At 63.0% G+C, this 19,293-nt stretch carries 13 protein-coding genes; 5 read left to right on the forward strand and 8 right to left on the reverse strand.

Going from position 1 to position 19,293, the window contains the following annotated elements; genetic code table 11:
- Window positions 1-53: 53 nt before the first annotated feature.
- The gene (locus C9I57_RS05125; RefSeq protein WP_107149551.1) at window positions 54-740 is read right to left on the reverse strand and encodes a TetR/AcrR family transcriptional regulator; all 687 of its coding nucleotides are present in this window, start codon (window positions 738-740) and stop codon (window positions 54-56) included.
- Window positions 741-967: 227 nt separating this feature from the next.
- Here C9I57_RS05125 and C9I57_RS05130 point away from each other — a divergent pair, with 227 nt between their 5' ends.
- The 4 genes from C9I57_RS05130 to C9I57_RS05145 all read left to right on the forward strand — a co-directional run bounded on the left by C9I57_RS05130 (window position 968) and on the right by C9I57_RS05145 (window position 5,527).
- A complete protein-coding gene (locus tag C9I57_RS05130) occupies window positions 968-2,479 on the forward strand; it encodes an acyl CoA:acetate/3-ketoacid CoA transferase (protein WP_107149552.1) in 1,512 nt (503 codons plus the stop codon).
- Window positions 2,457-3,296 (forward strand): enoyl-CoA hydratase/isomerase family protein, encoded by an 840-nt coding sequence (locus tag C9I57_RS05135; protein WP_258187507.1) that lies wholly within the window; start codon window positions 2,457-2,459, stop codon window positions 3,294-3,296. Before C9I57_RS05130 ends, C9I57_RS05135 begins: the two co-directional genes overlap by 23 nt.
- On the forward strand, window positions 3,280-4,131 hold the full coding sequence (locus tag C9I57_RS05140) for a shikimate dehydrogenase family protein (RefSeq protein ID WP_107149554.1): 852 nt from the start codon (window positions 3,280-3,282) through the stop codon (window positions 4,129-4,131). Before C9I57_RS05135 ends, C9I57_RS05140 begins: the two co-directional genes overlap by 17 nt.
- Before the next feature lie 91 nt (window positions 4,132-4,222).
- On the forward strand, window positions 4,223-5,527 hold the full coding sequence (locus C9I57_RS05145; RefSeq protein ID WP_107149555.1) for an MFS transporter: 1,305 nt from the start codon (window positions 4,223-4,225) through the stop codon (window positions 5,525-5,527).
- Window positions 5,528-5,566: 39 nt separating this feature from the next.
- Here C9I57_RS05145 and C9I57_RS05150 read toward each other — a convergent pair whose 3' ends face one another.
- The 6 genes from C9I57_RS05150 to C9I57_RS05175 form a co-directional block, all read right to left on the reverse strand.
- Window positions 5,567-8,218, reverse strand: coding sequence for a PAS domain S-box protein (locus tag C9I57_RS05150; protein WP_107149556.1), 2,652 nt, complete (start codon window positions 8,216-8,218; stop codon window positions 5,567-5,569).
- Between the two features lie 251 nt (window positions 8,219-8,469).
- Window positions 8,470-10,218, reverse strand: a complete 1,749-nt coding sequence (locus tag C9I57_RS05155; RefSeq protein ID WP_258187529.1) for a ShlB/FhaC/HecB family hemolysin secretion/activation protein — start codon at window positions 10,216-10,218, stop codon at window positions 8,470-8,472.
- A 109-nt stretch (window positions 10,219-10,327) separates the two neighbouring features.
- Window positions 10,328-12,601: a two-partner secretion domain-containing protein gene (locus C9I57_RS05160; RefSeq protein WP_258187508.1), complete on the reverse strand. Its 2,274-nt coding sequence runs from the start codon at window positions 12,599-12,601 to the stop codon at window positions 10,328-10,330.
- A 249-nt stretch (window positions 12,602-12,850) separates the two neighbouring features.
- Window positions 12,851-14,017: a lipocalin-like domain-containing protein gene (locus C9I57_RS05165; RefSeq protein ID WP_107149558.1), complete on the reverse strand. Its 1,167-nt coding sequence runs from the start codon at window positions 14,015-14,017 to the stop codon at window positions 12,851-12,853.
- Window positions 14,018-14,021: 4 nt separating this feature from the next.
- Window positions 14,022-16,589 (reverse strand): FtsX-like permease family protein, encoded by a 2,568-nt coding sequence (locus C9I57_RS05170; protein WP_181321730.1) that lies wholly within the window; start codon window positions 16,587-16,589, stop codon window positions 14,022-14,024.
- 80 nt (window positions 16,590-16,669) lie between these two features.
- Window positions 16,670-17,356, reverse strand: coding sequence for an ABC transporter ATP-binding protein (locus tag C9I57_RS05175; protein WP_107149560.1), 687 nt, complete (start codon window positions 17,354-17,356; stop codon window positions 16,670-16,672).
- Between the two features lie 371 nt (window positions 17,357-17,727).
- Between C9I57_RS05175 and C9I57_RS05185 the strand changes: the two genes are divergently transcribed.
- Window positions 17,728-18,351 (forward strand): DUF1571 domain-containing protein, encoded by a 624-nt coding sequence (locus tag C9I57_RS05185; RefSeq protein WP_107149561.1) that lies wholly within the window; start codon window positions 17,728-17,730, stop codon window positions 18,349-18,351.
- 108 nt (window positions 18,352-18,459) lie between these two features.
- Here C9I57_RS05185 and C9I57_RS05190 read toward each other — a convergent pair whose 3' ends face one another.
- Entirely contained in the window at window positions 18,460-19,209 is a 750-nt protein-coding gene (locus C9I57_RS05190; RefSeq protein WP_107149562.1) for an SDR family oxidoreductase, read from the reverse strand.
- Window positions 19,210-19,293 lie beyond the last annotated feature (84 nt).

Here is a 19,293-nt window from a genome sequence, read left to right on the forward strand (position 1 = left end):
CTTGCGAGACCGAAAGCCGAGGCAAAAGGCGAAGGAGGCGGATGACGCCGCGATCAGCGCGGGCGCAGGAGGCTGAACACCGTATCGATGTTGAATTCAAGGCGCTTCTGAAGCGCCTCTTTCGAAACGAAGTCGAACCCAAAGATGACTTCGCCGGTGAAACGGTTCGTCAGATAGTAGTACCCGATTGCGGCCAGTGTGAGATGGAGCTGGCTTGCATCGATGCCGGGCCGGAAATCGCCCGATGCCACTCCCCGGTCGAGAATCCGCTGGAGCATGTCGATGAACCCTCGGTGCAGCTCGCGGAACCGACGAGATTTCTTGATGTGGCGCGCACGATGCAGGTTCTCGCTGTTGACCAGCGACATGAACTCGGGGTTCTTCAGGTAGTACTCCCAAGTGAAGGTCATCAGCGTGCGGATGGCCTCGACAGGCGGCAGATGATCGAGTGCGAGCTTCTGTTCCTCGGTCCGGATGTCCGTCCACGCCTCTTCAAGAACGGTCGTAAACAGCTCTTCTTTTCCCTTGAAGTACTCGTAGATCATCCGCTTGTTCACGCCCGCCTTTTCCGCGATCGACTCGATGCGAGCGCCGCCAAGGCCGACTTTGGCGAATTCTGCTTTCGCTGCGGCGATGATCTTCGCCTGGGTCGCGACGGGGTCGCGCGTCCGCTTCGCGCGCTGCGGCAACTTTCCGGCAACGGGTGCTTCGCTGAGTCCGTCGACTGTCGTCGTTGGCATCTTGTCTCTTCAACCCCAAAAAATTGAACGGTAACTGCAGACCGACTGCAGCGCCATTGGCGATTCCATGTCAGGCCCCCTTCGGGGCGACGCGCCCACTATCGTAAACCCGATTATCGCTTATGGGCCCTTGAAGACATCGACATCGCGTGACATCATTCGCCACAAGTAACGAACCGGTTCGGTTTTAATGTAACGAACCGGGATGTCGAGGACAAGGAGGCGATGTGAACAAGTGGATGAGCGCAGAAGCGGTGGCGGCTTCGATTCCTGATGGTGCGACGATCGCGATTACCGGCTCAGGTGGTGGACTCCTCGAACCGGATGCTGTGCTGGCCGCACTCGAAACGCGCTTTCTACAGACGGGCCACCCCTGCAATCTCACGGTTGTTCACGCATTGGGCGTCGGCGATGGTCAGGGCAGCGGTGTTGGCCGGTTCGCGCACGTAGGCATGGTCAAGCGCGTCATCGGCGGCCACTGGGTGTGGTCGTCCGCCATGCAGGCCCTGGCGGAATCGGGGCAGATCGAGGGATACAGCTTTCCGGGTGGAGTGATCGCCACGCTGTTCCGGGAAATCGGCGCGGGCCGCCCGGGCGTGATCACGCGCGTTGGACTCAGGACCTTTGTCGATCCGCGACTGGGTGGCGGCAAGCTCAATGCGGCCACTACTGAAGACCTCGTCGAACTGATCGAGATCGGCGGCGAGGAGTACCTGCGCTTCAAGCCAATCAAAATCGACTTCTCCATCGTCATGGCGTCGTCCGCCGACGATCGCGGGAATCTGTCCACGCGCCGTGAACCCGCCGACCTCGACATCTACGCCGTTGCACTCGCAGCGCACAACAGTGGCGGCAAGGTGATTGCGCAGGTGAAAGGCAAGTCCGAAGGTCACGTGCCGGCGCGTCTCGTTCGCGTGCCGGGTGTCATGGTAGACGTCATCGTTGAGACCCCCGCGCAACGGCAGTGCGCAATCAGCGAGTACGACGCCACGCTCAGTGGCGAATCGCTCGGCAAGATTGCCGACCCAGACATGCCCGAAGGCATCCGCCTGATTGTTGCCGAGCGTGCAGCCCAGGAACTTGGCACGAATCAATCAGTGAATTTCGGCTTCGGGTTCCCGGGCGCCATCCCCGCGGTGCTGGCGCAGCAAGGTCGCGGCTCGGAATATTGGGGCTCGGTTGAACAGGGCATCCATCGTGGCGCCATGCTCGATGGCCCGATGTTCGGCACCGCGCGCAATGCTGATGCGATCGTGCCGAGCGTTGATCAATTCGACTTTTACAGCGGGGGCGGTATCGACATCACGTTCCTGGGCATGGGCGAGTTCGACCAAGAAGGAAACGTGAATGTTTCGAAACTGGGCAGCACCGTGGTTGGCCCTGGCGGGTTCATGGACATTGCCCAAGGCGCCAGAAAAATCGTCTTCTGCGGCGCATTCGAAGCAAAAGGCCTGCGCGTCGAGAGAAAGCGCGACGACTCGCTCGAGATCGTCTCGCCCGGCTCGGTTCCCAAGGCGGTGAAAAGCGTTCGACACGTGACGTTCAGTGGCGTTCAGGCTCGCCTCGACGGCAAAGAGGTTTTCTACGTGACCGAGCGCGCCGTGTTCAAGCTCGACCCGCTTGGTGTGCGCCTGATCGAAGTAGCCAAAGGCATCGATTTGCAGAAGGACGTGCTTGCACGGATGGAGTTCGCTCCGTTGGTCGATGAGCACCTTCTTGAAGCGTCGATTGCCCACTGAACTGGGAATCGTACTGGCCTTTACCGATGCAGAGGTACCGCTCATGCAGCAAGAATCCGACGTCATTTTCGCCATCGAAGGCGCGATTGCAACGATCACGCTCAATCGGACAGCGCGGCACAATGCGCTGACGACCGGCATGCTGGACGACATTGATCGGTATGTCGCGAACGTTGAACGAAACGACAAAGTGCGCGTGCTCAAGTTCGCTTCGAACAGTCAACGATTCTTTTGCAGCGGCGCCGATATCAACGAATGGGGCGACATCGATCCACAACAGATGGGCACGCGATTCATTCGCGATGGGAACCGCGTCTTCCGAAGGATCGCGGAGCTTGATAAGCCCACGATCGCGGTGCTTTCAGGGAGCGCGCTCGGTGGCGGACTCGAACTGGCGTTGGCCTGTGACTTCCGCTACGCGAGCGTTGACGCGCGAATCGGGTTCCCGGAAGCGGCGGTCGGCGCGATTCCTGGCTGGATGGGCTGTGCCCGCCTCTCCGAACTTGTCGGTGCCACGCGCACCCGCGAACTGATTCTGTTGGGCGAGCCAGTCGGCGCAGCCATAGCGGCTCAGTGGGGCATCGTCAACGAAGCGCTCGCAGCGGATGCGCTCTCAGCTCGGGTTGACGCCGTTTGCGCGACGCTCCAGAAGCGGTCAACCACTTCCCTCTCAGTTGGCAAGCGACTCGTCCGGATGATGGAGTCGGGGCAACACGAATACGCACATGAGCTCGCAGCGTCAGTCTGCAAGGCGTCACCGGACGCGGCGGAAGGCGTTGCGGCATTCCGCGAGAAGCGTCATGCAAACTTTGGATGATCCGGCTACCTCCGACTGCGCCCTGTCGCCCGGGTGGATCTACGGCGACACCAGGATTGTTGTGATCGTCGCCGATCCGATTTCACAGGTGAAGTCGCCGCAGTTCTTCAATTCGTATTTCGCACAGCAAGGCATCAATGCTGTTCTGGTGCCCGCGCATGTCACGCCTGAGCGACTGCACGAGGCCATTACGGGCTTCGCGGCTTTGAAAAACCTCGCGGGTGTCGTGATTACGGTTCCTCATAAGGTCGCGGCAAGTTCATTGCCTGATGTGCGGATGACTGAACGTGCCGCGGCAATTGGAGCGGTGAACTGCCTCCGGAAGCTGGAAGACGGAGGTTGGCTCGCGGACAACTTTGACGGAGAAGGCTTCGTCATTGGCCTCGAACAGCAGGGTCTATCTGCGTCCGGGCGGCAGGTCCTTCTCGTCGGTGCGGCCGGCGGCGCGGGCCGCGCTCTCGCGAACGCGTTATGCGCGGCACAAGTTGCGGTGCTGAGGCTCGCCGATATTCGCGAGGAAGCGGTAGAGGTACTGGCGGCTGAACTTCGAAACCGGTATCGGCACGTGGTTATCGAATTGGCAAAAGCCACCGCGAATGCCGCCGACGACCTAATCGTCAATGCATCCCCGATCGGCATGAGTCCATCGGATTCCATGCCAATCGACATATCGAATTCCAACAGGAACGCCGTTGTCGCAGACCTGATCATGAAGCCGGAGCAAACCCTCCTTCTTCAGAAGGCTTCTGCTCTGGGTTTAAGGACACATCTTGGCAGACATCTTCTTCTCAGTTCCGTTCGGCAAATGGCGAAGTTTATGGGCGTAGTTGGTTAAAGCCGTGGCTGCCGGCACAGGATGCCAAAGAACCGGCACATCGGCTCGATGCATGCGCAATCAGGCGCGTTCAAGGAGACAGGAGTAAGGCATGGAACTTTCGAAATATCGTTGGCGCATCTGCGCGCTGCTATTTTTCGCAACGACGATCAACTATCTCGACCGCCAGGTTCTCGGATTGTTGAAGCCCTCGCTTGCCCTTCAGTTCAACTGGACTGAGACACAATACAGTTACATCGTCGTCGTGTTCACGGCCTGCTACGCGATCGGGATGCTGCTGTCGGGCAAGCTCGTCGACAAAGTCGGCGTGAAGATCGGCTACGGTGTATGCGTCGTGCTTTGGAGCATCGCAGCATGCGGCCATGCGCTCGTGCGTAGCACGTTGGGCTTCGGCGTAATGCGCGCACTTCTGGGCATTTCGGAATCCGGAAGCTTCCCGTGTGCCGTCAAAAGCGTCTCCGAATGGTTCCCCCGCAAGGAGCAGGCGCTCGCCGTCGGTATCCTGACGTCGGGAACCAGCATCGGCGCCGTAGCAGCGCCCGCGGTCGTCCCGTGGCTGGCCGCTACATATGGCTGGGAGGCAGCTTTTTTCGTTACGGGTCTGACGGGCTTCGTATGGCTCGGTTTCTGGTACGTCATGTACCAGGCCCCGCTGAAACATAGGAAGGTCACGAAGGCAGAGCTCGAATACATCAGCGAGGACGCCGCTTCGCCTTCCAGCACCGAACCGGCGAAGGTACGTTGGGTCTCGCTACTCAAGCTCCGTCCGACATGGGCCTTCTTTACGGGCAAGCTGCTGACCGATCCGATCTGGTGGTTCATGCTGTTCTGGCTGCCGTCGTACTTCAATTCGCGTTTCCATCTCGATCTCAAGAATCTCGGCCTTCCTTTGGTCATCGTCTATATCGCCACGTCGATTGGCAGCATCGGTGGCGGCTGGGTTTCGTCGTCGCTGATTCGCCGCGGCTGGTCGGTCACGAAAGCACGGCAGACGACGATGCTCGTATTCGCGTTCCTTGTCACGCCGATTGTGATGTCTCCGTGGATCAACGATATATGGGCGATGGTTGCACTGCTGAGCCTCGCCGCAGCCGCGCACCAGGGATGGTCGGCCAACCTGTTCACCACAGCCTCCGACATGTTCCCCAAGGCAGCGGTCGGTTCGGTGGTGGGTATCGGCGGACTCGCGGGTGCGCTCGGCGCAACGCTCTTCCCGCTCTTCGTCGGCGCCGTCCTCGATCACTTCAAGGCGCTCGGGCACATCAACGCGGGCTACAACATCCTCTTCGTGATCTGTGGTTCGGCATACCTCGTCGCGTGGGTCGCCATGAAGGTGATCCGTTCGTCCAATCAGACAGTCGATATCGCGCAACTGTCGCCGAAGGCAAGCGTGTAACCGACTGGGGCGATGTGCCGGGCACAGTTGGTGAGCCTGTTATTCGAGATCATCACTGGCCGGCCGACGCAGGGTGAAGAAAAACGTGGTGCCCGCGCCGGGTTCGGACTCGACCCACATGCGGCCGCCGTGGTGTTCGACGATGCGCTTGCACAGCGCGAGTCCGATGCCCGTGCCAGGATAGTCGCGGCGGGTATGCAGACGTTGGAAGATCAGGAAGATGCGCTCGAAGTGCTGCGGGTCGATTCCGATTCCGTTGTCTGCTACCCGGAACAGCCACGTGTCATCGCGCGTTTCGGCACCGACATGGATCTGCACACGGCGCTCCTTGCTGCGGAATTTGATCGCGTTGCCCACCAGATTCTGGAACAGCAGCGTGAGTTGCCCGGATAGCGCGCGGACCGTGGGCAGCCCGTGATGGGTGATCTGCGCGCCGCTCTCCTCGATCGCCACGCTCAGGTTCCGCAGTGCCTTATCCAGCTCGCGCACAGAGTCTGTACGTTGCCACGACTCCTCGGACCTTCCGACGCGTGAAAACGCAAGTAGATCGTCAATCAGCGCCTGCATCCTGCCGGCGCCATCGACCGCGTGCCCGATGTACTCGTCGGCCCGCGCGTCCAGCTGTCCCTGGAAGCGCCGCCGCAATAACTGCAAGGGTCCGGAGATCGCCCGCAACGGCTCCTGCAGGTCATGCGAGGCGACGTAGGCGAATTGCTCGAGATCCCGGTTCGAGCGGCCCAGCTCCTCCGTTCGCTGGCGCAGTGCTTCCTCTGCGTGCCTCCGCTCCGTGATGTCCACGATAGCCGCGAGGACAAACATGCCCTCGGCCATCTCGATCGGATTCAGGCCGATTTCCACAGGCACCTCCGTGCCATCGCGACGCCGACCGTAGAGATGGCGCCCCGCCCCCATGAGGCGACTTTTTGGGTCCCCAAAGAACGCGGCGCGGTAGCCGGAATGGCCGTCCCGCAAGCGCTCCGGCACGAGTACGTCGATGCTTTGCCCGACCAGTTCATCCCGCGTGTAACCGAACACCTTCTCCGTCTGCAAGTTCACCAGGACGATCCGGCCGTCACGGTTCACCATGATCATCGCGTTTGGCGCGGCTTCGACGACCAGACGGAAGCGCTCCTCGGCCCGCTTGCGCTCGGTGATGTCCGCGACCACGGAAATGAAATAGTCCGGCCTGTTGGCGTCGTCACGCACCAGCGCAACGGTCAGCGCGATCCACACCTCGCTGCCGTCTTTCCTGAAGTAGCGCTTTTCCATCGTGTACGTATCGATCTGCCCGTCGAGCATCTGATGCAGCTGCGCGAGATCGGCATCCAGGTCATCGGGGTGCGTGATGTCCTGGAAAGTCATCGTGAGCAGCTCTTCGCGTGTGTAGCCGACGATGTCGCACAGCTTCTGGTTCACGCGCAGCCAGCGGCCATCCGGTCCGACATGCGCGATGCCGACGGCCGCCTGCTCGAATGTGGCCCGGAAGCGCTTTTCGCCCTCGCGCAGTGCGCGCTCGGTTGCCTTGCGCCCGGTGATGTCACGCAAAAACCCGCTGAAGTACTGACGCTCGCCGGTTCCGATTGGCGTGATGCTGAGCTCGATCGGGAATTCATCCCCATTGCGGCGCATCGCGCTCATCTCGAGTCGCTTATGCAGCACTGCCGCCTCGCCGGTGATCAGATAGCGCTGCAAGCCACGAGCATGAGCCTCGCGAAGGCGTGGCGGAATAATCGTCTCGTTCAACGGACGCCCCAGCACGTCGTCACGAGACCAACCGAAGATGGCCGATGCCTGGGGGTTCCATCCGATGATGGCGCCTTCGCGATTCATCGTGATCACGGCGTCCAACGCGTTGTCGACAATCGATTGGAGCATCTGCTGGCTGTCGCGCAACGACTGGATTGCCCGCTCGAGCTCGGCGCCCCTTTGGCGCAACGCGTCGTTTGCTCGCGTGAGCGAGCGGGACAAGTTGCTGGTGTTAAGCCCGAGGAAGACCAGGGTCCCGATCAGCACGGTGAACGAACTCGTTGAAACCAGCAGTGCCAGCCAGGTCGCATCGAGCTTGTTGGCAGCAAGACAGAGACTTCCCGCCGCAAAATTCGCCGCGTCCATGCCGGTATAGTGCATGCCGGTGATGGCCAGTCCCATGATCATCGCCGCGCCGAGACGCTTGGAGACGAGGTTTTGCTGCTCGGGCGTGCGCAGCGTGAAGGCAATCCACAGCGCGGCGATCGACGCTGCTATTGCAATGGCAACCGACGCCATCAGGATCCAGAAGGTATAGCGAATCGGCGGAGACATCTCCATCGCCGCCATACCCGTGTAGTGCATGCCGGCAATCCCCAGCCCCATTAGAGTGCCCGCGGCACCGAGGCGGGTGCGGGAGAGCGTTCCCCGCGTCACAGTGATCAACGCCACGAATGAAGCCAACACCGCGATCAGGAGCGAAGCGGCCGTGGTGAAAAGATCGTATCCGACCGGGATCGGTAGCGCGAAGGCCAGCATGCCGATAAAGTGCATTGACCAGATGCCGATCCCCATTGCGATGGCGCCACCCACTAGCCAGCTTGTCCGTCCCCGTGCCTCTGGCAACAACGAGATTCGGCTGGCCAGTTCCAAGGCGGTATAGGAAGCAAGGAATGCGACAACGAAGGAGACAAAAACCAGTAAGGGGTTGTAGGTGCCGCTCATGTCTGTGGCTCCCTCAAGGGATTGCTGGACAACGATGGCGTTGATCGGACGGCGACTTGCGGATTTGGCTTCGTTATGGGGGCCTTGCAGCGACGCGCTCAAGACACATACAAGTGGCCTGCTGCTGAAAAACAGCCGTTCAGCATTCATCCTGCCATATGAGTATAGGCAGCTAGCGCCCGGTGCGATTGTGAGGTGGCGTGAAATGGGAAGGCATCAGGCGCGGCTATCAGACAATCCGAGACAGCCTTTCAGCTCCCCACCACGAGGGACAGCATCCCCATCGGCGCCGTCGAGCCGTTCGGCACGGCCGGTCGCAGCGGCACTCCCCAGGTCGCGCGCAAATTGACGTAGCGAGAGAACTGGAATCGCAGGCCTACGCCGAGGCTCACGAGCATGCCGTTGTGCGGTTCGAAGGGCTCATTGATCCTGTTCCATGCATGTCCCGCGTCAACGAATAGGTACGGCTGCACTGCGGCGCTGCTCGAGCCGAACACGAAGGGCGGCGTGCGCAGTTCGGTTTGCACGTTCCAGCCACGATCGCCAAGCATGGCGTACGGGTCGTAGCCGCGCACACTCGCTTCGCCGCCAAGAGCAAGCGCTTCGCTCGGCAGCAGCGTATTGGGCGTCCATTGCACGATGCCGTGCGCCCACCACGAGAAGCCTGCGCCGATCTTCATATCGCGCTGGCCGGACAGCTGCAGGTATGTATAGCGTGAGGTCGCTCCCGAACGGGCCGCTTGGAACGCGGCGTCACTGTCGCTGCCGTCGAGGTGGCCGGGGCTGAACACGATGATCGCGTTCCCGCTCGTCGTGCCCGAGGCGTCGGCACGATTCGCGTTCCATGTGATCGAGAATTGATGGATGTGAGTGTTCGCGTTGAACACCTGGAAGCCACCGAATTCGAGGTCGTTGTTCGAACGCTTGAAATCGTAGCCGAACTGAACCTGCTGTTGCCAGCGGCCGAACGGCGGGAGCTGCCAGTCGTAACGTGCGCTCAACTGTGCCGAAATGCCGGTCTGGCTGAAGTTGTCCGGCATCCGAGGCGTGCTCTGTGCATACATGCCGAACAGTTCGATGCGATCGAGCCAAGGTAACGGCGCGCTGTAGCTCAAGGCATGCGCGACGAGCCGGGGACGGTCCGGCCGGCCCTCGATGTCCGGATTGCCGCCGAAGACGTCGTTGCTCGCGGTGACCCGGTAGTTAATCTGCTGATCGAGCCCGAACAGGTTCCCGTAATCGATGCCCGCGAAAAAGCGGTCACGGCCAAGCTGCGGGACGCCGTCATTATCGTAGCCGGCGATGATCCGCAGGGGTAAACGGTCCTGAGTCTGCAGCACGACGTCGGTCGAGTTGGTGGCCGAGCCCGGCTCATAGATCACGTCCACGGTGCGGTACGGGTTCGCATTCAGCATTGCGAGGCCCAGCGCGACGTCGCCATCGCGAATTGTCCCGCCCGGCGTCAACGGCATTTCGCGGGCCAGCAGCGCATCGGAGAAATAGCGGTTGCCGCGCGCCCTCACTTCGCCGACATGAAATTGCGCAACGACGATCGTGACGCCGCCGGCCGTTACATCCTGCTCGGGTGTGTAGGCATCGACAAGCGGCTCGCCGGCATCTCGGAAGCGCTGCTCGACGGCACGGCGTATCTCGACGAGGCGTGCGAACGTCAACGGCTTGCCGAGGTCCGCGGCAAAACGCTCGAGGAATGACGCGTCGAGCACGGGCAATTGGATCGCTGTAATCGCGCCGTCGGCGACACGGGTGGACGCATTGCCTTCCGTCTTCGCGGTGGCGGCGTCGGCGACGAACGTGAGGCTGCGCAGCGTTTCGACGGCGATCCGCTGCGAGCTAGCCGCATCGGCCGGTGGAGCTGGCGGCGAGGAGGGGCGCACTGCAGCGGGCGGTGGGGAAGGCTGCACGTCGCGATAGGCCTGAGCCCAGGCGGGCCCAGCGTCTGCGAGCGTCACAGCAAGCGCGAGCCCGAACACGACGCGCACGGCGCAGCAGGACGGCGCGCGTATGCGGTCGCGAAGGCGGTTGCCGCGTCTCGCGCTCAAGGCTCAAGCTGCCATTGCGGGACCGGATGATTGTTGCACCGATAAATGATCATCCGCCGGCTGGATGCTCGACTTGCCATTGCAGCACGGGGTGAGTCGCGCCGGTTGGCATTGCCCAAACGCCGTTCGGGCCGAAGTCCCAGCCGATGAAGCTAGCGGGATTGCTCATTTGGGTCGTCGTCAAGCCGTTGCTCGCGGGCGCGCCGCCGCCGTTTGTCAGCCCTGTCGTTTGGACGTTCCAGTAGTTGTCGGCCGTCACCGTGCCCCCACTCGTAATCGCGCCGGGGTTGGGATCGGTCCACATATCTCCGTAGACCGGGCCCGCGACGAACGACTGGCTGATCGTCCCGCTGTTGACGCCGACGAGCCCGTTCACGCTGAGGGCCGGGCGGTCAGCGTTGACCATGCCTGTCTCATAGCATTGCGTGATCGTGCCGTCATTCTTCCCCACCAGCCCGCCCCCAACACTCTGCACGCTTTGGACCGTGATATCAGCGGCTGAACGCTCGATGAGGCCCTGGTTTTCGCCGACCAAGCCGCCGAGATAGAGGTCAGCCCCACCGTATAATGAGCCACTCGCGAACACGTTCGCGATGTGGCCTTGGTTGATTCCTGCGAGCAGCCCCCCTTCCGACCAGGTGCTTGGCGTGAAGGGACTGTTGTATAGCACTGCCCTGCTGTTCGTCAGGTTCAAGTCGCGGACCACCCCCGCGTTGCCGATGACGCCAAAGAGCCCGGTCGGCAGCAGAAAGCCCTCGCTCGGCGTGAGTAGCGCAATATCGTTGATCGAATGGAACATGCCGTCGAACTGACCGGTAAATGGCGTCGTGGCATTGCCGATCGGCGTGAAGTTGGCGCCCCCGTCATCGAGATTCTTACCGAGCGCGTAGTTACCGGCCAAGTTCTGCGAGATGTTTTCCAGATCGGCGATCGAGTTCACGAGCTGGTAGCCAGTGATCTGCGTTGTCAGTCCACTGCCTTGCGCGGGCGTCCATGCCGCGTTCGACAGGAGTGTGCCGGGCGTGTACGTGCCGTTCATGTCGTAGAGCGCACTCACGGTTCCGGTGCTGTTCGACCAGTCGACGATACCGTTGTTGACGACGCTGCCCTGGTTGTCGATGCCTGCCGCATCGGCGCGCAGCGTCAGGTTCCCGCTGCCCTGGTTACCGATCCTCACGCCCTTGTCGACGGTGAGCGAGTGCCACGCATCGAGCGCGAGCGATGCATTGCCTTTCCAGCGGAGGTTCGATGCGACGGTGATGTCTCCGGTCTGGCCACCGGCGCCTGTCGTCCCCAGGTTGATCGAGGTGCCAGCGTTCAGGCTGCGTGTGAAGACGGCCGCGGCCGAAGTGTCGATCATGAACGCCGGCGTTGCGATGTTCCACATAGCGGCCAGCACCGCCGCCGCGGACGGATCGACGGTCAGTGTGCCGGCGGCCGTATCGACGGTGCCGCCGCTGCCGTCAGCATTGGTTGCCCTGACCGGGTTATCGAGCGCTACCGTCCCCGTGTCGGCGACGAGCCAGACATGACCGTCACGCGTGGCGGTACCTGTCGCGCGCAGCACTGCATGGTTGCCCGCCAGCGCAAAGACGTTCCCATCCGCGGCCTGCAAACTGATTTGCGCCGCTTCGATGGCGCCGCCATTGCGGACCGTACCGCCGCTGCCCGTCTGAACGAAGACTTGCCTGCTGCCCGTCGAATCCTGCAGCAGCACCGTCTGCCCGGCGGCGAGTTCGGCGGTCCCCTTCGGGGCGCCGATGCTGCCGAAGTTGTCGACCTCGTTGCGGGCGATGAGGAACACGTCGCCGCCGCTCGAAGCAATCTTGCCGAGATTGATAACGCTCGCATTCGAGTTGCCCGAGAACGTGAGCGGACCACCTGCCATGAACGCGGCGTTGTCGGTATCGAGCGTGGAAGCGACGAAGCGACCGTTGGTCGCGATGACACCACCCGAGCCAATGACGATGCCTTGCGGATTGATCAGATAGACGCTGCCCGTAGCCGTGAGCGTGCCGAGAATGGATGAGGGACTGGCGCCCGTGACGCGGTTCAGCGTGGCGCCCGTGCCGTTATTGAAGTTGACGCGATTGCCGCCGCCGATCGAGAAGCTGTTCCACTCGATGACGCCGCGGCTCGACGTCTGGTTGATCGTCAGCCATCCGGCATTGCCGTTGATCGAGCCCATACCGGCGACGAACTGCCCGCCGCTCGGCAAAGGCCCGGCTGCGTGGGCGCACCCGGGCATGCCGAACGACAGGGCGATGAGCATCGGTGCGAGTGCTGGCAGCGCCGTGCGTCGCAAGCGGCGTGAGTGTCCCATCCGTAAGGCGTGATGCATCGCGGTGACCACCTGTTTTTATGAAGCTCGAGCCATACCGGCGGGACGCGCCGCAGGGTACTCGACGGCGCTATGGCTCAATTCTATTAACCAGATGGATTTCGTCTACCGCCAGAGCGGCCGAAAATTCAGATTTTCCTGCCATCGCAATCGATCATTCGCCCTCGCGGTCCGCAGAAGGCCGACACCCCTGACGGGCCGCGGCCTTAGCTCGCACCGCAGTGTCGACTTCTAAAGCTCAACCCGCTGAACATACCCCGTGAGCTCAAGATAGCCACGTCCTATCGGTTTTGCAGCGCTTGTGCTCGCCGAAACGGAATTGCCTGTTGCCGCACCAGCTTCAAATGCCGTCACGGCTCCCTCCCAATACACCGCGCCGGTGCTCGCGCGGCTGTCGAATTCCTGATCGTCCATGAGCGGCACGAGCATCAGATGCAGGTCCTGCGCGTCGACGCGCATTGCAACCGGATAATCCGCGCCGGTATGCGGCGAACGCCACCGGCGTAGCGGCGTGAAACTCACGCTGTCGGGGGATAGCGCATGGGTGCTTCCATCGGCCGCGCGCAGCGTGCCGCCTGCCCAGAACTGGCGGCCTGCCTTGTCACGGATCTGAAAGGCCATCAGCGCCCCGCCGTCATCGAGATCGATGCCGATCCAATCCCAGCCGACCGCAACGTCCGCGAGCGGTGCCGACGACCATTCGTGATCGAGCCATGCCCGCCCGCTTACGTGCTCACCATTGGCGGGCGAATGACCATTACGCTTGAGCACGCCGTCGACTCTCAGCCACGGCTCGCTGTAGTAGTAGCTGGCCTCGCTCGCAAGCGGACCTTTGCGGCTATATCCACCTGCACCGTTGACAAGCACCGGCTGCGTCGGCTCCAAAGTAAAGGCGAATGTAAATTTGGAAGTGGCGACATTCAATCGGTAGCGGCCGTCCGCGTTGCGCTCGAGCGACCAGTCGTCGATGTGTACGGCGGTGTCCGTCTCGCTCGCGTCGGCCAAACCGAAGCCGCGGCGCGCAGCGCGCTGGTCGTGCTGCAGGCTGCCCGCGCGCGGATCGCTCAGCGCCACGTTGGCGAACAGCAATTGATTCGGCGCGAAGCGGCTCGGGTTAGCGTCGTCGAAGGCCGGGCGCGAGCGAAAAAACGTCGCTTCGAAGCCCAGTGATGCATCGGCGGCGGCGCTCGGCGTGGCATCCGCTGCCGCGTTGGCATCGGGTTGCAGCCAGCCGGTCACATACCACCATTCGTTGCGATAGCTCGAGTGCGCGCCATAGTCGCGCGGGAACACGAGAGGCTGTCCGCTCACCACCGTTGGAAATTCCGGCATGCGCGCCCAAGCAGCGCTAACCACCTGGGCGGCTAGCGGCCACGACAGGAACGTGCGCCTTCTCATCGCGTCACCAGTCTTCGCGCACGGCGCGCACCGCATCGACCGACATCGCCGCGCGAGCACTCAAAAGCGCCGTGAGCGCGGCGGCAACGACGACCGCCGTCGCCAGCGTGGCCAGCAACCCCCACGGCATATGCACGCCCATCGTCCAATGAAACGACTGCGGGTTGACGACATGCACGAGCACGATCGCGAGACTCGAGCCCAGCGTCAGGCCGGCGAGCACGCCGAGCAGCGCAACGAGCGCGCCTTCCATCGCGAGCATGAGCGCGATCTGGCGCCGCAGGACGCCGATGTGCCGCAGCATGCCAAACTCGCGCTTGCGGGCGAGCGCTTGCGCGCCGAAGCTCGCGCCGATGCCGAATAGTCCGATGATGACCGCTACCGCTTCGAGCAAATACGTCACGGCGAAGCTGCGATCGAAGATCCGCAGGCTCGCAGCGCGGATATCGCCAGGCTGCGCGAACTCGAGACGCTGCCCACCGGGCACGCTGGCGCGCAAGCGTGCGATCGCTTGCGCTGGTGCCACGCCCGAGGCGAGCCATAAGGCGGCATCGGTCACGCGTGTGTCGTGAGTCAGTCGACGATAGTCGCTTGCGTCGATCACGATGGCGCCGAACTGGCGCGCATAGTCACGCCAAATGCCGGCCACTGTGAACGGCAAGCGCTGGCCCGCCAACGGCAGCGTAATGCGCTGGCCCCGCTGCATCCCGTACAGATCGGCGACCGCCTCGCTGATCCACACCGGCGGCGGATCGCCGGCTGGCCGCACCAGAGGCGCAGTCGTCAGCGGCAGGCGAGCGGCGGGATGGCGCGGATCGATGGGCCGCGCGAGCAAGCTGACGGGCGGCAGGCGAGCGTCGAGCGATATTTGTGTCGCGCGAAGAAACTCGACGCGCGCAACGCCGGGCGTGGCGGCGATGGCGACCTGATTGCCCGGCGAGAGAAATGCGCTGTCGCCGCCGGATGAAGCGCGCAGATAGAGCGGCGCAGGCAGCAGCAGTTGCAGCCAGTCGTCGACCGAGACGCGAAAGCTCGACACCATGATCGCCATCGCCGTCATCAGGCTGAAGCTCGTGACGATACCCGCCAAGCCGATCGTCGCGCGGCCGGGGGCATTGGCCAGCTGCGACAGCACGAGCTGTGGCAATGCATGGCTCGAGCGGGGCAGCAAGGCAAACACGGCGCGCGCGACGGCCGGCATCGCGAGCACGCCGCCCAGGAGCAACAGCGCGATCGAGAGATAGCCGAATACCGGCAAGCCGGCCACGGGCGGCAATAGCGCCGCTACGAGCCCGGCGCCGATCGCGAGCAGCGCCGCGGTGACGGTCCGCTTCGCGCGCAGCCGTGCGGCCGGCGCTTCCTCGTCACCCGCCTTCAGCGCTCGCGCGGGTCGCGCCCGCGCCGCTTCGAGCGCCGGCGCGAAACTGCCGAGCACCGACGCGCTCACTCCCAGCCCCAAAAAAATCGCCGCGGGCAGCGCATCGAAATGCACGCGCGGCTGAACGCCTTCGAAATAGCCGCCGCCGAGATCGCCGCCCGCATAACGGAGCACGGCGGCCGCGAGCGCGAAGCCGATGGCGAGACCCGCCGCCGCGCCGAGCACGCCGAGGAATGCGCCCTCCGAGACGACGAGCCACAGCACGCCACGCTGCGTCACGCCAATCGCGCGCAGCAGCGCAAACTGCGCGCGGCGCCGCAGCACCGCGAGCGCCTGCATCGTGAAAACGAGGAATGCGCCCGTGAACAGCGCGACGAGCGCGAGTACGTTGAGATTCGCACGATACGCACGCGAGAGCATCGACGTACGGTGTGCGTTGTCACCCGGCGTGACGGCGGCGACGCCCGCAGGCAAAAGCGCTGCGATCGAATGCGTGAACACTTCGGCGTCAATGCCCGGCTTGAGCTTGATGTCGATGCGCTGAAGCGTGCCGAGCCGCTGCAAGCGCCATTGCGCGGCGCCGATGTCCATCACGCCGACGCGTACGGCATCGCCTGATGCGGGCAGTACTCCCGCGACGCGCAGCGCGATTGAAGCGAGCCCGACCTGCACCCTCAGCGAATCGCCGGGCTTGAGCGCGAGCCAGGTCAGCGCGGCAGGCGAGAGAAACACGGTGTCGGGGTCGAGCAGATCGAGGCTGGTGCCCTTCGTGCCGTTTGTGCCGTTTGTGCGATTGGCGCCATCCGCTTGCTCCACGCGCCCGACGAGATTCGGCGTGACGTAGCCTGCGCGAAACACATCGACACCGAGCAGCTTCAATGACTCGTCGCGTCCCGCGACGCGCGCATCGACCTCGACCACCGGGCTCGCCGCCGCGACCTCGGGCAAGCGGGCAATGCGCGGGAACAGCGCTTCATCGAACCCCGCGCGCGGGCCGTGCAGCTCGATATCGGCGTTGCCCATCAGCGAATTGACGGTGGCTGCCAGCTCGCCCTGTGCCGCGCGATTGATCAACTGCACGGCGTAGCCCATCGCGACACCCGCGGCAATCGCGAGAATGCCGATCAACGTGCGCAGCGGATGCCCGCGCATTTCGCCGGCGATGAGCGCCGCGCCGACTCCGCCAGCCGGCATGCGATTGCCCGCGCGGCGCGATGAGCGCAACGAAGTGGAGTCCCGCGATGGACGTACGACGCCAAGCCATCGCATCGCCGCTACGCTCCGCCCGCGCCCCGCGCATACGGCTCGAGCCCGTCGGGCGTGAGCCGCAACACGCGGTCGGCGGCAGCCGCCACGGCCGCCGAGTGCGTCGCGAGCAGCACGCCCGCGCCACTTTCTTGCGCCAGCTCGCGCAACAGCGCGAGGATGCGCATCGCCGTGTCGTGATCGAGATTGCCGGTGGGCTCGTCGGCCAGCACGAGACGCGGCTGATGCACGAGCGCACGAGCGATCGCGACGCGCTGCAATTCGCCGCCCGACAATTCGCGCGGCAGCGCGTGCTCGCGTCCGCCCAGCCCGACCGCGAGCAGCACGAACGACACGCGCGCGGGCACGTCTTTCGCGCGCATGCCGTTCAAAAGCAGCGGCAGCGCAATGTTCTGCGCCGCGGAGAGGTTCGGCAGCACATGGAACGCCTGGAACACGAAGCCCATTTTCCGGCGGCGCTGCAGGGTGGCAGCGTCGTCGTCGAGCGCGGCGAGATCGTGTCCGTCAAAGACGATTTGGCCGGCATCCGGCCGGTCGAGTCCGGCCGCGAGATTCAGCAGCGTCGATTTGCCGACCCCGGATTCGCCCATGATCGCGACGCATTCACCCGCCCGCAGTTCGAGATTCACACCGCGCAGAACGTTGCGCGGTGTGGTGCCGTCGTAGTGCTTGGACACGTTGGCAAGCGTCAGCATGATGGGTCGTCATCCCCTCAATGGCCGTTCCAATTCGCCGCACCGGACCGGTAGCGCAGCAGATGATCGGTGCTCGACTCGGAGAGCCAGACTTCGTCCGGAAGGCCCGTCATCTGGCCCATGCTAGCGTGCTTGCATTGCAAGCGCGCTGACGAGTTCGATTGTTGCACTTATCGCGGTTTTCCGCTGTACATCCCGGTTTGTCGAAGCGCCGCTGGCCTCCCCCTCCAGCGTAAGGAGTACGACGCGCCGCACGCGCACGTCGATGATCACACGATTGGTTCTCTTCCTTGTTTGCGATACGGCTGCGCTTGTTCACAGGACGGCCCGCGCATGCAGGTGCCCTCGCGGGCGTTGCTTGGCGTGAAGCAATGCGCCAAAATCACGCGATGACGAACGCGCCACTTCCGGGCCGGGATTTCGTTTCCGCTGCGCAATCACGCTTCGATGCGCTCGAAAACTATCAGGTCACGCTCAAATCGACATCGGCGGGAGCGGAACCGGTCGAGATTCTCTATGGCTACCGCAAGCCGGGCTTCGTTCGGATGGACTTCATCCGTCCCCATGCCGGTGCGACACTCACCTACAACCCTGAAACGCGGAAGGTCAAGCTTTGGCCATTCGGTTTCGAAACCATTCCGACGCTCACGCTGAGTCCCGACAGTCGCATGATCCTGAGCCCGCAGGGTCATCGCGTCGATCAGTCCGATATCGGCGCACTGCTCGTCAACGTCCGTGAGCTTCAGCTGCATGGCGACACGCAGGTCGTCGGCGCTGAAACGATCGGCACACGTCGAGCGTCGCATGTGATCGTGACGTGCAAGCCCGGAGACGTAGCGGCCGGTGTGTCCCGCTATGAGCTGTGGTTCGATGTGAACCATGGGCTGCCCGTCAAGGTGGCGAGCGAGGGCGCGTCACAAGAGCTGATCGAAATGGTCCTGATGGAGGACCTGCGCATCGATGTGCCAGAGTCGCAGCTAAGGCCGTTTGAGTAGTCGCGCGGGCAAGCGCTCACCCGACCATGCATTACACGGGGTGCGTACAGAAGCTCGGTACGGCACGGTATTGACCGAGCTCAGCGGTCCCCCGTCCTGGCCGGCGCGCTATCGAGAGCGCGCGTTATACCACTCGATGGCGTCTTCCCCGGCTGGAATCATGAACGGACTCGACGCATCGTTTGCGGCGAGCCATACGGCTTCAGCGACATCCGCCGCATGGGTGACCGTCGTCTCTTTCTGCCAGTTCGCGAAGATCTGCTGCACGATTGCGCTGTATGGCTCGGGAAAACCGTCCTTCATGCGTGCTTGCGCGTTCTCGCCGAAGCGCGTGGAGGGTGCACGTCCCGGCAGCACCACGCGTACGCGCACATTGAACTGCTCCAGTTCGAGCGCGAGCGATTCGCTGAACGCGTTGACCGCAGATTTGCTGGCGGTATACACCGATAGCAGATGCAGCGGTCTGCACGTGACGGTCGATGTGACGTTGATGATCACACCCTCCCGGCGCTCGCGAAACTGCGGCAATACCGCCTGTGTCATCGCGATGGTGCCGAGCGTATTCGTTTCGAAGATGTCGCGCACAGTGTCCATCGGCGTGCCTTCGAGCGCGTTGAGAAAGCCGATGCCTGCGTTGTTGACGAGCACATCGATAGGGCCCGCAGCATCGATGACCCCACGGATGCTCTGCGGATCCTTCACGTCGAGCGCGAGGATGGACAAACGATCGGAACGTGGCAACACGTCTTCCCGCGGCGTGCGCATCGTGGCGATCACGCGCCATTCGCGATCCAGAAAATATCGCGCAACCTCGAGGCCAAAACCGGACGAGCAGCCGGTGATCAATACCGTCTTCATGTCGACTCCTGTGTTGTGACAGTCTCAGCACGATACGTCGGAACAGGTTGGACTGGCTACAATCGAACGTCCACATTCCATTTG

Origin of the sequence: Trinickia symbiotica (genome assembly GCF_003028655.1) — a bacterium.
In the GTDB taxonomy this organism is placed as follows: Bacteria; Pseudomonadota; Gammaproteobacteria; order Burkholderiales; family Burkholderiaceae; genus Trinickia; species Trinickia symbiotica_A.